The organism is Vibrio chagasii, from assembly GCF_002954585.1.
In the GTDB taxonomy this organism is placed as follows: domain Bacteria; phylum Pseudomonadota; class Gammaproteobacteria; order Enterobacterales; family Vibrionaceae; genus Vibrio; species Vibrio chagasii_A.
Window position 1 is genome coordinate 2,047,019 of the sequence record NZ_MSCI01000002.1, and the last position, 13,532, is coordinate 2,060,550.

The following is a 13,532-nucleotide window of genomic DNA, read 5'->3' on the forward strand; positions in this document are numbered from 1 at the left end:
AGTGGTCAGCTTTCCTAGAAATTCGTACAATCCATACCAACATATCGCTTCAAATCACAAAATGATAGATTTTATGACTTCAATTACTAATGCTGAGCTGGAATGGAATGAGTCTGGCACGCCAGTTTCAGACCAATTTGACGATGTTTACTTCTCTAACGTAAATGGTTTAGAAGAGACTCGTTACGTTTTTTTAAAGCAAAACCACCTTCCAGAGCGTTGGCTTGAACATGATCAGCGCCGTTTTGTGATCGCTGAAACCGGCTTCGGTACAGGCCTCAACTTTCTTGCGGTTTGGCAATGGTTCGATGCTTTCCTTAAAGATAACCCTCAAGCTATTACCAAAGAGTTACATTTCATCAGTTTTGAGAAATATCCTTTAAACAAAGAGGATCTCATCAAAGCGCACCAAGCGTGGCCAGAATTAGCCGAGTATGCGACGCAACTCCAAGAACACTACCCTATCGCACTGCCTGAATGTCACCGCATCATATTAGGCGATGGTGCGATCACATTGGATTTATGGTTCGGCGATATCAAAGACTGTATGCCAAGCGTGCCTACACCAAAGCAAGGTTTGGTAGATGCATGGTTCCTAGATGGATTCGCCCCAAGCAAAAACCCAGAGATGTGGAACCAAAACCTATTCAATGGCATGGCAAAGCTGGCCAAACAAGATTGTAGCTGTGCGACTTTTACTGCAGCTGGTTTTGTGCGTCGTGGTTTGATTGAAGCTGGCTTTGAAATGAAGAAGGTCAAAGGCTTTGGTACTAAACGTGAAATGATTGCAGGCCGACTCGGCGAAAAACATGCTCATACCAATATCAAGCCTTGGTATGGTTTATCAGAGCACAGTAACTCACAAGACATAGCAATCATCGGTGGTGGTGTTGCCAGTGCTGCGCTAGCTAAAACACTGAGCCGCCGTGGTAAGAACATCACGCTTTACTGTGAACACCAGCAAGCTGCAGGTAACGCCTCTGGTAATAACCAAGGTGCAATTTACCCGCTATTGAGTGAGGCGACCTCAAACGTTTCGCGCATATTCGGCCCTGGATTGTTGTTTGCGCGTCAGTTCATCAATCAAGCCGCAACATCGATTGAATTCGATCATAACTGGTGTGGTGTGAACATTTTGATGTGGGATGAAGGTTCGACTAAGAAGCTCAATCGCATGTTGGAAGGTAATTTCCACACCGATTTGATTCAGCGTTTATCGCCAGAGCAAACAAATGAAAAGATCGGTTTGCCCGTTGATAAAGAGAGCGTCTACTTTCCTCTAGGTGGGTGGTTGAGTCCACTTCAGCTTACTCAAGGCCTTATTGGTCAATTAGAACAAACCAATAAAGTAAGTACACACTATCAACATCAAGTAACTCAGCTTGAGTGGCTAGAGACAGAACAGCAATGGCTGCTAACGATTGATACGCCGCAAGGTGAGGTTCAAGCAAAACATGACCAAGTGGTGGTTGCAAACGGGCATAAGTTCACCCAATTTGAGCAAACTCAACCCGTACCTCTTACTCCAGTTAAAGGTCAAGTGAGCCACATTCCGACCACGGAAAATCTTAGCAAACTCAAAACCGTGTTGTGCTTTGATGGCTACCTAACACCACAAAACCCCAACAATGGACACCATTGCATTGGCGCGAACTACGACAAAACCAACATCGACCAAGAGTTTGATGCTGAAGTTCAACAGCACAATGGCGAGCGCCTTCATGGGTCATTGCCAGATCAAGCGTGGACAAAAGAAGTCGATACCAGTGGCAACCTAGCGCGCCAAGGTATCCGTAGTGTAAGCCGCGATCATCTTCCGTTTGTCGGTAACGTTGGTAACTTTGAAGCCATTAAAGAGCAGTACCAAAATCTGCATAACTTTAACCCACAGCGTGACTCGGTTGACGATGTTGAAACCGTCACTAGCTTCCCTAACCTATTCTGCTTTATCGGTTTAGGCTCGCGAGGGTTAAGCTCTGCTCCCCTACTCGCAGAGGTTTTAGCATCACAAATTTGTGGCGATCCACTGCCTCTTCCTGCTGATGTACTGGAAGCCCTTCATCCAAGCAGAATGTGGGTACGCAGACTACGTAAGGGTAAGGCATTAACAGCGGGATGGGTCGCAGATAAACAAGCGAAAGCCAATCAATAGCTGACGGACTACTCGTTCGTTAATTCAGAGTATTCGTAATGAAAAAGCCCGAGTGACACTACGTCTCTCGGGCTTTTTGTATCTGATAACTTAAACTTTCAAACGACTTTACTGGGTTTAAGCACTAATAAGAGTTAAAGCTTAGCGACGGCTTCTTTAATCTGCTGTGCGATCTCTTCGTTGCTGATAGCGCCAGATTCAAAGTCGAAGTTATCGTAGAAGCTTGGTACTGAAACCGATGCTTTTACGTTACCGCCAAAGTACGGTGCAGAACCTGTTGCCGCGCCAAGTACTGTTTGTGCACCACCGGGACCAGGAGACGTCGCTAGGTATACCGCAGGCTTCTCACCAAATACTGAACGCTCAATACGTGTCGCCCAGTCAAACAGGTTTTTGTACGCTGCTGGATAGTGACCATTGTGCTCTGCGAAAGAGATAACAAATGCGTCAGCTTCTGCTAAGTCACGCAAAAATGCTTGAGCACCTTCAGCTTGGCCAATCTCTTTTTCAGTATCTTCACTGAACATAGGAACGTTGTAATCATTGATGTCGAGAACTTTTACGTCAGCATCTTCAATCAAGTTAGCTGCGTAAGTTGCTAGTGTTTTGTTGATAGAGGTAGAGCTTGTGCTTGCGCCGAATGCGATAACTTTCATGATGTAACCCTTTCTGTAATCTCGTTAAGTAGGATTAGAATAACGTAGTCAGAAAATGGAACCATCACAAGGATTGAACAGACTCATTCAAAAATTTCGAATGAGTCTCAAACTTCACTGCTCAGCAAAATGGAAAGGAAGGGACTGAGCAGATAATGATAAATAACCCGCGATTAAGCTTGGTTTTGCAGCTCAACCCAAAGGTCATTAACAATAGTGCGATCGGCTGGTGTGAGTTCAGAGCGAGCATCATCTAGGCTTTTCTCAATGCGCGCTTTCACTTCTGCTAAATCTTCAATGCCTTCTTCTTCACACGAAGCCACCGAAAGAGAAATATGACCACGTAAGTAACCACCCGCAAACAGTTCGTCGTCTGATGCGTTTTCAATGCGAGCATCAATTACTTCAAGTAGTTTTTCTTCAAATTCGATAATCATAATATTCTCTTATTTCACAATAAACTGGCTAGTACACAGAGGTTCTACATCGTAGAAGTCGCGCAACGCTTCGGAAAGCATTTTGACTCTTGGTGGAAGACCAACTTCTAAGATACCCATCACTTCTTTGTGTACTTTATGCATAAAGGCCAAACGATCTGGCTCAAAATCGCCGTGTAGATTGTCACAGCTAACATTAAAAGGAAAGCCTGCACTGGTTGCAATGATCCATTCATACGCTTGCGGGCGGATTTCTACCTTTTCAAACTCAGCTTGAACTGCTTCTGTTCGGCCATCTGGCTCATACCAATAACCAAAATCTTCCAATAGACGGCGCTCAGGGCCAGCTACACACCAGTGCGCGATCTCGTGCAGTGCTGAAGCATAAAACCCGCGAGCAAACACGATACGATGGTGAGGAACCTGCTCATCGGCTGGTAGATAAATAGGCTCATCTTCACCCAATTCGAGTTTAGTATTGAAGCTCTCGAAAAAGGTTTGGTTGAAGATATTGATGATGTCTGGGTATTGGTGCGTCATATAATCAAATTAAAGTAAAAAGAACAGGCGCATTTTGCGTTTTTTTACGCGCTCGGTAAAGCCCTATTAGGGGTAATGACATTAGCAATATCGTTGTCCTATAGGTGGACAATCGATTGCAGCATCCAGATTACACCACTTTTAGGTGAGTGATTAGTTTAGCTAATCTGAAATGCTCATTCACGGTACAAATATTCATTCGTCAATCGCCAGTTTTACTACTACACTCGCGCTTCATTTTTATATCTCCAAGGCCTATAAGACTCCAATTTATAGACCTAAATAATAGAGCTACAGCAATGCTACTAAGTATTTTGTATATCATTGGCATCACGGCAGAAGCCATGACCGGTGCTCTCAGTGCTGGTAAACAAAAAATGGATTGGTTTGGTGTAATGTTGGTTGCCAGCGCAACGGCAATTGGCGGTGGTACAGTGCGAGACATCTTGCTTGGCCACTACCCGTTAGGTTGGGTTGAGAACCCTGAATTTCTTGCGATTACTTGTGTGGCAGGCGTTGTCACAACGGGCTTAGCTAAGTGGGTTATTAAACTTAAAGGTTTGTTCATTCGTTTAGATGCACTGGGGCTGATTGTATTCAGTATCATTGGTACTAAAGTGGCAATGAACATGGGCCTTCATCCAATGATCTGCATGGTATCAGCACTGGTTACTGGCGTATTTGGTGGTTTGCTGCGTGATCTTATCTGTCGTCAAACACCGCTGGTGCTACATGAAGAGCTTTACGCCTCTATCGCATTAATTGCTTCAGGTTTATATCTGGGCTTACTTGAGTTTGGCATTAACGACGTCACTGCAACGATTGTAACGCTTGTGATCGGCTATTTGCTGCGCATGGCCGCAGTGAGATTCAAGTGGCGCTTGCCTTCATTCCAGCTTGATCCTGAAAGCTCAGTGCATTAATAGAAAATGCCACTAGAAAACAAAAAGGGTTGCTCCAATAGGAAGCAACCCTTTTTTCATTCACTCAATCGTTAGATTTGAGGAGTATTCGTCGTTACGCCATGGTTCTGACCACGATGGCGCAATAGATGATCGAGTAGAACAATCGCTAACATCGCTTCTGCAATTGGCACCGCACGAATACCAACACATGGATCGTGACGACCTTTAGTGATTAGCTGCGTCGCTTCACCATCTTTAGTGATAGTGTCACCCGGTACCGTAATGCTTGATGTTGGCTTAAGCGCAATGCTTGCCACAATATCTTGGCCAGTAGAGATACCACCTAAAATACCGCCAGCATGGTTGCTAGTGAAGCCTTCAGGCGTTAATGGATCTCGGTGTTCGCTGCCACGTTGATTAACCACTTCAAAGCCATCACCAATCTCAACACCTTTAACAGCGTTAATGCTCATCAGCGCGTGCGCGATATCAGCATCTAGACGATCAAAGATCGGCTCACCAAGGCCTACTGGCACTTTAGTCGCTACAACTTGAATCTTCGCACCGATCGAGTTGCCTTCTTTTAAGAGGTCACGAATCAGTTGGTCAAACTCAGGTACTTTATCCGCATCAGGGCAGAAGAAAGCGTTGTTTTCAATCTCGTTCCAATCGACTTTATCAATTGAGATATCACCCATTTGAGAAAGGTAAGCTTGGACTTCAACACCAAATTCTTGTTTTAGGTATTTCTTTGCAATCGCACCAGCCGCAACACGCATTGCTGTTTCACGAGCTGAAGAGCGACCACCACCACGGTAATCACGCACACCGTACTTTTGATGGTAGGTGTAATCAGCGTGGCCAGGGCGGAATTTGTCTTTAATTTCGGAATAGTCTTTAGAGCGTTGGTCTGTATTTTCAATCAATAGACCAATAGAAGTACCCGTAGTTTGGCCTTCAAATACACCTGATAAAATCTTTACTTCATCCGCTTCACGGCGAGCCGTTGTATAACGAGAAGTACCAGGGCGACGACGATCCAAATCTTTTTGAAGGTCTGCTTCGGTAATTTCTAATCCTGGTGGGCACCCATCTACGATACATCCTAGTGCGATACCGTGACTTTCTCCGAACGTGGTCACGCGGAAATGTTGTCCGATACTGTTTCCTGCCATTACTTCCTCTAAATCAGCCATCAGCAGAAGGTTTGATTCTAAAACCCGCTGGTGAACAGCTTTACTTGTCTATTCTTCGTGAATTCATAGTGGCTTTATTACTAAATGATGTAAACCCCAAAAAAGGAACAATTTTAACTTTCTATTACATGAGCCGAACGAAATGAATAAGAGAAGGAAATAACTAGTGGTTCAAAGACGTTGTTTTTATGATGGTCAGATGAGTAAAAGGAAAGCGCTTAGCCTTTTGCTTTCTTCACACTGATCATTTCCTACTCTAGCCTCAGGTCAGTTAACAAAGGTTAATGAACTCGGTAGAAATAGCCTCTATGTTGTAGCCCAAAATAGTAAGGAGAAAAGTGATGATTGAGTGGAGAGTGAAAAAATTTGCGGAGTTAACGGTTGATGAACTCTATGATTTCTTGCGGGAAAGAGTCGACATTTTTATCGCAGACATGAATACACCCTACAGCGATTTAGATGGCAAAGATAACCACCCCGAGACCTATCACGTCATGGGCTATTATAACGAACGTCTCGTGGCTTACAGTCGTATTATGGCTCCCAAACTTGGATACCCTAGTGATGTGCTCCCATTAATCAACGCAGATGCTGATGATGTGTGTATCGGTCGTGTCATCGTAGCAAAAGATTACCGAGGTAAGCAGGTAGGTAACCAACTCATGCAAGTAAGCTTCGATACAACTCGCAAGATTTACCCGGAAAGCTCTATTTTCATTTCAGCGCAAGCACACCTAAAAGACTACTATGGTAAATTCGGTTTCGATGTGGTGACGGACAGTTATTTAGAAGATGGGTGTACGATGTTAGGCCTTAGATACATTCCAGATGTCGTGACGGCTTAGCCAAAAAATAGAAAGTTGAACTCGCCCTGAAATGCAAAAAACCCGACAACTCAGAGAGCTATCGGGTTTCTTTAAATAATGGCACGCCCTGTAGGATTCGAACCTACGACCACATCCTTAGAAGGGACGTGCTCTATCCAGCTGAGCTAAGGGCGCGCTACAGGAGGGAATTATACGAATTCGAATCATGAAAGCAACGGCTTTATGTAACATTCTGATCTAAGTGAGTAAAAAAAGGTCAACAAACATATAAGTGTTGGAAAATAGAGCAAAGCAATCGTTTGCTTGATGGTAATCAAAAAGGTTTTCTGGAATAATGCGCCAAAAACATCAGCCACTAACTTGAATATCAATACTAAGGAAATTCATGACTGCTCAAAATATTGATGGAAAGCTAATTTCTCAAACGGTTCGCTCCGAAGTTGCTGCACGTGTAAAAGCTCGTACTGAAGCTGGATTACGTGCTCCGGGCCTAGCGGTTGTTTTAGTGGGTGAAGACCCTGCTTCTCAGGTTTACGTTGGTAGTAAGCGTAAAGCGTGTGAGGAAGTTGGCTTCGTATCTAAATCTTACGATTTGCCAGCCACTGCAACAGAAGATGAACTGTTAAACCTAGTAGACCAACTGAACCAAGATCCAGAGATCGACGGTATTCTGGTTCAACTGCCTCTACCTGCTGGCATTGATAGCACTCACGTTCTTGAGCGCATCACACCAGAAAAAGACGTTGATGGCTTCCACCCATACAATGTCGGCCGTTTGGCTCAGCGTATGCCTAAGCTTCGCTCTTGTACGCCAAAAGGTATCATCACCCTGCTTGACCGTTACAACATCGATTTACGTGGCAAACACGCGGTTGTTGTTGGTGCTTCAAACATCGTAGGTCGCCCAATGACTCTAGAACTGCTTCTAGCGGGGTGTACAACGACGACATGCCACCGTTTCACTAAAGACCTTGAAGGCCACGTACGTCAAGCAGACGTTGTTGTGGTTGCGGTAGGTAAGCCGAACTTCATTCCTGGTGCATGGATTAAGAAAGGTGCAGTTGTGGTCGATGTTGGTATCAACCGTTTGGACTCTGGCAAGCTAGTCGGTGACGTTGAATACGATGTCGCGAAAGAGAGCGCAAGCTTCATCACACCTGTACCGGGCGGTGTTGGCCCAATGACAGTGGCTAGCCTGATTGAGAACACAATGATCGCTTGTGAGCAATTTCACTCAAAGTAATCTATCAGCGCAGTATAAGTAGAATTAGAAAGCCGCAGCGTGATATACGCTGCGGCTTTTTTAATAGAGAACACTTACTACTTGTCTGGAGTCTCTACTTTCTCGACCTGTTCTGAAGGTGGCAACAAACTGATGATCTCACATTCTATCGATACCAGCTTTTCTAAGTCAGCCCCTTGAGTAATTAAACGGAAGTCCCCGTCGTTGATGACCCCAAGTAGAATCGCTTTAGGGTACAGCGCGTTAAACTCATTTAGATCAAATGCCTCTGTCAGCCCTGTACTCTTAATTTGGCTGCCTTGTGCCATCAGTGAGTTGAGCTTGGAGTAAGTCACGCCCTCCTCAAATAGACTTCGGTTGCCATCTCGACTCACTTGGTGTCTCTCGTGCTTGCTCTCTGGTGACTCGAGCTCAAAAACCTTATTGGCGCCAAACTCGTCTTGATAGTGCATGCTGACTAACGGGTTAGTTTGACGATAAGGCGATACAATCATCGCTCGCCCTATCCCATCGAGTTCCAAATTGTTTTCCGCATGGCTGGAAGCTGGGTTACCAAAGTAGACATTCAAGTTATCCATGCGGGCCAACCGAATGCTCTCCCAGTTGGTATCTGCAAGCACACTATTGATGTTATGAGTCGCGAGCACCTTGGCAAACTGTCTTGCGAAGTGGGTGGCACCAAAGAAGATAACCCCTTGCGCTTTCTCTTGAGTGACACCTAGCCTTCTCGCCCACCAGCTTGCAGTTAAGCTCTGAATAACAACCGTACCTATGATGACCAAGAACACCATAGGCACCAACAGGTCTGCGCCCTCGAACAATTGCTTCTCTTGAAGTTTGATCGCAAACAGAGAAGAAACCGCTGCCGCCACGATCCCGCGTGGTGCCATCCAACTTAAAAACCATTTATCTGAAGAACTAAGATCCGTGCCGATCCCGCTGATCCACACACTTAACGGGCGAGCCACCAGCATAACCATCGCTAATAACCCGATACCGCCCCAACCTATCGACAAAAACGCGCCTGAATCGAGCCGACTGGCTAACAAAATAAACAACGCAGAAATGAGTAATACAGTCAGAGTTTCTTTGAATTCGATGATGTCTTCGATATCCAAGCCTTTCACATTGGCAAGCCAGATCCCCATGATGGTCACGGTTAACAAGCCCGATTCTTCGCTCAAGTCATTAGAGAAGGAGAACGCCGCCAACATAAGCGTCAGTACCGCTATATTTCGTAAATAATGAGGCACCCAATGCCCTTGCAGCATCTTGGCAATCAAATGGCCACCGATGATCCCTAAGCCTAAACCAATAGCTAAGGTTAATCCCAGAGCTGAAAGGACATGTCCAGTAGGATCTGCTGAAGAGACAATGTATTCATAAACCAGAACGGCAAACAGAGCGCCTATTGGGTCAATCACAATCCCTTCCCATCGCAAAATGCTACCAAGAGAGACTTTAGGCTGAATACTACGCAGCATAGGCACAATTACTGTCGGGCCTGTCACCACTACCAAAGCACCGAATAACGCCGCTAATGGCCAACTAAAGTTAACAAAGTAGTAAGCACCGACCACAATGCACGCCCATGTAATCAGCATGCCTACACTCACTAGATGAGTCACCATGCGACCATGACCTCTGATCTCCTTGAAGTTAAGCGTCAATGCGCCTTCGAACAGAATGATGGCAACACCTAATGAAATCATTGGGAATAAAACTTCACCAAAAATGGCGTCGGGATTAAGGACATTTAAGCCGGGGCCCAATAGCAAGCCGACAATAAGAAGAGGGAGAATAGCGGGAAGACGCAATCGCCAGCCGAGTAGCTGACAAGCTAGAGACAAGAGCCCAATTAGCGCTAAAGAAGAAGTAATCGACAAATCCATTTGTGCCCCTAAATAATGGGTGCCACACCCTGTGGCCCAAATCTATTTACTGAAACAAGAAAGCCTACGTCATTAAACTATAGGCTCTCTTTTTCATGCTAACCGAATATTATTGTGATTAATCAGTCACTTTACTATAGGGGAAATAAAGTGACTGACCCGTTCACTCGGTACTTATCATCTAGCTAGAGTGAAAGTACCACGCCAGCAATCGCAGCACTCATTAAGTTAGCAAACACACCAGCACAAATCGCTTTAAAGCCGTATTGTGAGATGAAAGAGCGACGCTCTGGTACCAAGCTACCTAGGCCACCAATCAAAATCGCCATTGTTGAGATGTTAGCAAAGCCACACAGTGCAAAGGTTACAATCGCTTGTGAATGCTCGCTAAGAACCTCTTTCGCATCCATTAACTGAATGAAAGCGACAAATTCGTTCACAACAATCTTGTTACCGATCAGTGAACCTGCCACAACAGCTTCAGACCACGGCACACCGATCAGCCATGCAACGGGTGCGAACACATAACCTAGGAGAAGTTCGAAGCTTAGGTTTACGCCAAACCAACCACCAACAATACCTAGCAAGCCATTCAGCATTGCAATCACACTGATAAAGGCAAGAAGTGTCGCACCCACCGCAACGGCAATACGAAGTCCAGACATAGCCCCATCTGCCATTGCCTCAACTACGTTTGTTGCTCGTGGAATTTCAACATCAGACTCAATGTTTTCTTGAACATCGTCAGCACTGCCAGGCACTAGGATTTTAGCCATTAACAGACCTGCCGGTGCAGACATAAATGCCGCTGCAATCAGGTAGTTTAGGTCTACACCTAGCGATGCATAACCAACAAGCGTGCCACCCGCTACAGACGCCAAGCCACACACCATCACTGCGAACAGTTGCGAGTCCGTCATATGTTTCAGGTAAGGCTTAACCACTAATGGTGCTTCAATCATGCCAACGAAGATATTTGCTGTCGCAGACAGTGATTCAGCACGACCTGTGCCCAAGAACTTCTGCAGCGCACCACCGATAAGGTTGATCACTTTTGGCATAAAGCCGATGTGGTACAAACCAGAGATAAGCGCAGAGAAAAAGATAATGATGCCCAGAACATTAATCGCGAAAACGAAACCGTTGTTCGTAAGGCCACCAAATAGGAAGTTAATCCCTTCTTGACCGTAGTTGATCAAGCTAGATACCGCACCTGTGGCTGCATTCAACGCTTCTTTACCCATTGGTACATACAGAACCAATAGCGCGAATGAGATTTGTAGTAAGAAAGCCAAAGAGACTGTTCTTAGTGGAATATTTTTTCTGTCCGTAGATAGTAACCAAGCGGCAACTAAAATAGTAATAATTCCAAGTAGCGAAGCCATGTGCGTCAACCTAAAAGTTGTAGTTAGGAAAGGCGACGCATTCTATAGAGGAAATCGTTTGCGGCAAGCGGCGGTTGTTAATGTGATGTTGGGGTAATCACTTTTGAGTAATGGTTTTAATTAAGTCATTGAATTTTCATAATTAACTTTGATTAAAAAGCATACTTTTTCCATATGGAAATTATATTTATAGATTTGGAAACAGTTAACGATGCAGTTCGACGCACGTTTTTAGGTTTTCATCCCAGTACGTCGGCGATCCAATATGATCTTTGATGAACTCAATCACCGCAGAAAGCTTCTTCGGCATGTTCTTTCGACTCGGATATACAGCATAGAACGGCATCAGCTGACTCGCTCTCCATTCCGGCAAAACTTGGATTAATTTACCCGTTCTGAACTCTTCCTTCACTAAGTAAGTGGCTAAGTAAGCTACGCCCCACCCTGATACCGCTGCGTCTCGAACTGCCTCTGCTAAATCCACCGAGTAATCTCCAGCTACTTTTACACTGAGGTTCTCTTGCCCATTATCAAACGCCCACGATGTGTAGTCTCGCTCTCGGCTACGATAGATAAGGCAGTTGTGGTCAATCAGATCCGACGGTACGTGCGGTGTCCCGGCTTTAATCAGGTAATCAGGCGATGCGGCTACCACAAACTGACTATCTGCTAATCGCTGCGCAATGTACCCCTCAGGCAGGTCTTCGTTATTGGTGATCCAAAGATCCAGACGCTCTTCAATCATGTCCACTTTGTAATCGAACAGGTGGACTTCGATTCTCAACTGAGGATACAACTGTCTAAGCTCATCAATCGCAGGAATGATATGTAAGGTGCCAAATGACTGCGACAGCCCAACACGCAGTATTCCAGAGATATCGTCACGCTGGCTGTCCATATCCATTTGAGCCGCTTTTACCGTGTTAAACAGTTGCTCACAGTGCTGATAGAAGACTTCCCCTGCTTCCGTTAGCGTGAGGCTACGTGTGGTGCGTTGTACCAACTTGATACCAATAGAGTCTTCAAGCAAAGCAACTTGTTTACTGATATGAGACACCGAGACGTTCAAGCTTTTCGCAGCACTGGTAAAGCCATCGTGCTTAATTAATGCATGGAATATCACCATCTGTGCAGCTCTATCTGTTAGCACAAGACCACCTTCTTAAAACTCAAAAATATAAAATCAAAAAGGACTCCGAAGAGTCCTTTAGTTCGTTCTGCCTATGGTAGGCCAAATGCTATCAAAGCAAGCTCTACCGATTAATACCATTAGGTCTACTAATCAAACTTGATTCTGTCTGCTAGATGGCTAACAGCCAAAGCAAAGTAGTAAGAACGATTCCACTTCATTAACACATTGTAGTTGTTGTACACGAGGTAAGAACGGCCCGCTTCGTCATCTGGCATGATTAACCAAGCTTTAATGTCTTCATCAAGGTTTGGCAGTGGGCGGTCGTCATAACGCTTAATACCAAGTTCAGACCACTCTTTTAGGTATTTCGCTTTGTCTTCAGATCGACCTTGTAAATCAATAGACACCGTTGATGGTACGTGAACCTGACGGCCCCAAGTGTACTTGTCATCCCAACCGGATTGGCTCAGATAATTCGCCGCCGAGGCAAATACATCTTCTTCAGTACCCCAGATATCTTTCTTACCATCGCCATTACCATCAGCGGCATACGCTAAAAATGAACTAGGCATAAACTGAGGTTGGCCCATAGCGCCAGCCCAAGAGCCTTTCATCTCTTTCGGGGTGATATGTCCTTGGTCAAGAATAGCCAACGCCGCCATCGCTTCACTGCGGAAAAACGCTTCTCTGCGCCCTTCGTAAGCCATCGTCGTTAAAGCATCGATAACGCTGTAATTACCGGTGAATTTACCGAAGTTACTCTCAACGCCCCATAAAGCGACAATGAATCGAGGCTGAACGCCATACTCATCACCAATGCGCTTTAAAGCTTTGTAATGCTTCTTATACAGTGATCTTGCTTGCTTCACTTTCCAATCTGGCACTGCTCGTGGAATGTACTCATCCAGAGTCAGTTTCTTTTCAGGTTGGTTTTTATCCGCTTTGACCGCTCTTGGCTTAAACGTCACACCATCAAAGGCTTCATCAATGATCGCTTCAGAAATGCCTTCTTCACGACCTTGTTGCTTTAGTTTTTCTACATATTGCTCGAAACTCAGTTCTTGAGCCTGCACTGAACCAATGGTCAGGCTATTACCTAAAAGTAATGCCGACACCGCCAATATGCTTTTCGAAAATTTACTCAACGATCACTCCTCCCTGAATTGA

At 45.1% G+C, this 13,532-nt stretch carries 12 protein-coding genes and 1 tRNA gene; 4 read left to right on the plus strand and 9 right to left on the minus strand.

Annotation, left to right across the window (positions count from 1 at the left end; genetic code table 11):
* Position 1 precedes the first annotated feature (1 nt).
* Positions 2-2,152: a bifunctional tRNA (5-methylaminomethyl-2-thiouridine)(34)-methyltransferase MnmD/FAD-dependent 5-carboxymethylaminomethyl-2-thiouridine(34) oxidoreductase MnmC gene (gene mnmC, locus BTO10_RS17510; RefSeq protein WP_105025364.1), complete on the plus strand. Its 2,151-nt coding sequence runs from the start codon at positions 2-4 to the stop codon at positions 2,150-2,152.
* A gap of 134 nt (positions 2,153-2,286) precedes the next feature.
* Here the strand turns inward: mnmC and BTO10_RS17515 are convergent, their stop codons facing one another.
* The 3 genes from BTO10_RS17515 to BTO10_RS17525 form a co-directional block, all read right to left on the minus strand.
* Positions 2,287-2,808 (minus strand): NADPH-dependent FMN reductase, encoded by a 522-nt coding sequence (locus tag BTO10_RS17515; RefSeq protein WP_004737969.1) that lies wholly within the window; start codon positions 2,806-2,808, stop codon positions 2,287-2,289.
* A 173-nt stretch (positions 2,809-2,981) separates the two neighbouring features.
* Positions 2,982-3,245: a YfcL family protein gene (locus tag BTO10_RS17520; protein ID WP_004737967.1), complete on the minus strand. Its 264-nt coding sequence runs from the start codon at positions 3,243-3,245 to the stop codon at positions 2,982-2,984.
* A gap of 9 nt (positions 3,246-3,254) precedes the next feature.
* A complete protein-coding gene (locus BTO10_RS17525) occupies positions 3,255-3,785 on the minus strand; it encodes an elongation factor P hydroxylase (RefSeq protein ID WP_105025365.1) in 531 nt (176 codons plus the stop codon).
* A 299-nt stretch (positions 3,786-4,084) separates the two neighbouring features.
* On the opposite strand from BTO10_RS17525, the gene BTO10_RS17530 reads away from it, so the two are divergent.
* Positions 4,085-4,708 carry a trimeric intracellular cation channel family protein gene (locus tag BTO10_RS17530; RefSeq protein ID WP_105025366.1) on the plus strand — a complete coding sequence of 208 codons (624 nt, stop codon included), beginning with the start codon at positions 4,085-4,087 and terminating at the stop codon, positions 4,706-4,708.
* Positions 4,709-4,779: 71 nt separating this feature from the next.
* On the opposite strand, the gene aroC is transcribed toward BTO10_RS17530, so the two are convergent.
* The gene (aroC, locus tag BTO10_RS17535; protein ID WP_105025367.1) at positions 4,780-5,865 is read right to left on the minus strand and encodes a chorismate synthase; all 1,086 of its coding nucleotides are present in this window, start codon (positions 5,863-5,865) and stop codon (positions 4,780-4,782) included.
* Positions 5,866-6,227: 362 nt separating this feature from the next.
* Between aroC and BTO10_RS17540 the strand changes: the two genes are divergently transcribed.
* On the plus strand, positions 6,228-6,731 hold the full coding sequence (locus BTO10_RS17540) for a GNAT family N-acetyltransferase (protein WP_105025368.1): 504 nt from the start codon (positions 6,228-6,230) through the stop codon (positions 6,729-6,731).
* 79 nt (positions 6,732-6,810) lie between these two features.
* On the opposite strand, the gene BTO10_RS17545 is transcribed toward BTO10_RS17540, so the two are convergent.
* Positions 6,811-6,887: transfer RNA gene (locus tag BTO10_RS17545), tRNA-Arg, on the minus strand.
* Between the two features lie 211 nt (positions 6,888-7,098).
* Here BTO10_RS17545 and folD point away from each other — a divergent pair.
* Positions 7,099-7,956, plus strand: a complete 858-nt coding sequence (gene folD, locus BTO10_RS17550) for a bifunctional methylenetetrahydrofolate dehydrogenase/methenyltetrahydrofolate cyclohydrolase FolD (RefSeq protein WP_004737959.1) — start codon at positions 7,099-7,101, stop codon at positions 7,954-7,956.
* 77 nt (positions 7,957-8,033) lie between these two features.
* Here folD and BTO10_RS17555 read toward each other — a convergent pair whose 3' ends face one another.
* The 4 genes from BTO10_RS17555 to BTO10_RS17570 form a co-directional block, all read right to left on the minus strand.
* Positions 8,034-9,848: a cation:proton antiporter gene (locus tag BTO10_RS17555; protein WP_105025369.1), complete on the minus strand. Its 1,815-nt coding sequence runs from the start codon at positions 9,846-9,848 to the stop codon at positions 8,034-8,036.
* A 185-nt stretch (positions 9,849-10,033) separates the two neighbouring features.
* Entirely contained in the window at positions 10,034-11,233 is a 1,200-nt protein-coding gene (locus BTO10_RS17560) for a NupC/NupG family nucleoside CNT transporter (protein ID WP_102423742.1), read from the minus strand.
* 205 nt (positions 11,234-11,438) lie between these two features.
* Positions 11,439-12,359: a LysR family transcriptional regulator gene (locus tag BTO10_RS17565; protein ID WP_080566522.1), complete on the minus strand. Its 921-nt coding sequence runs from the start codon at positions 12,357-12,359 to the stop codon at positions 11,439-11,441.
* Positions 12,360-12,511: 152 nt separating this feature from the next.
* Positions 12,512-13,510, minus strand: a complete 999-nt coding sequence (locus tag BTO10_RS17570; RefSeq protein ID WP_105025370.1) for a lytic murein transglycosylase — start codon at positions 13,508-13,510, stop codon at positions 12,512-12,514.
* Positions 13,511-13,532 lie beyond the last annotated feature (22 nt).

Excerpts from the sequence above, each read along its gene's own strand:
- folD (WP_004737959.1), top strand. The coding sequence starts at position 7,099 with ATGACTGCTCAAAATATTGATGGAAAGCTAATTTCTCAAACGGTTCGC.
- aroC (WP_105025367.1), bottom strand. The coding sequence starts at position 5,865 with ATGGCAGGAAACAGTATCGGACAACATTTCCGCGTGACCACGTTCGGA.
- BTO10_RS17525 (WP_105025365.1), bottom strand. The coding sequence starts at position 3,785 with ATGACGCACCAATACCCAGACATCATCAATATCTTCAACCAAACCTTT.
- BTO10_RS17540 (WP_105025368.1), top strand. The coding sequence starts at position 6,228 with ATGATTGAGTGGAGAGTGAAAAAATTTGCGGAGTTAACGGTTGATGAA.
- BTO10_RS17560 (WP_102423742.1), bottom strand. The coding sequence starts at position 11,233 with ATGGCTTCGCTACTTGGAATTATTACTATTTTAGTTGCCGCTTGGTTA.
- BTO10_RS17565 (WP_080566522.1), bottom strand. The coding sequence starts at position 12,359 with ATGGTGATATTCCATGCATTAATTAAGCACGATGGCTTTACCAGTGCT.
- BTO10_RS17530 (WP_105025366.1), top strand. The coding sequence starts at position 4,085 with ATGCTACTAAGTATTTTGTATATCATTGGCATCACGGCAGAAGCCATG.
- BTO10_RS17520 (WP_004737967.1), bottom strand. The coding sequence starts at position 3,245 with ATGATTATCGAATTTGAAGAAAAACTACTTGAAGTAATTGATGCTCGC.
- BTO10_RS17515 (WP_004737969.1), bottom strand. The coding sequence starts at position 2,808 with ATGAAAGTTATCGCATTCGGCGCAAGCACAAGCTCTACCTCTATCAAC.
- BTO10_RS17555 (WP_105025369.1), bottom strand. The coding sequence starts at position 9,848 with ATGGATTTGTCGATTACTTCTTCTTTAGCGCTAATTGGGCTCTTGTCT.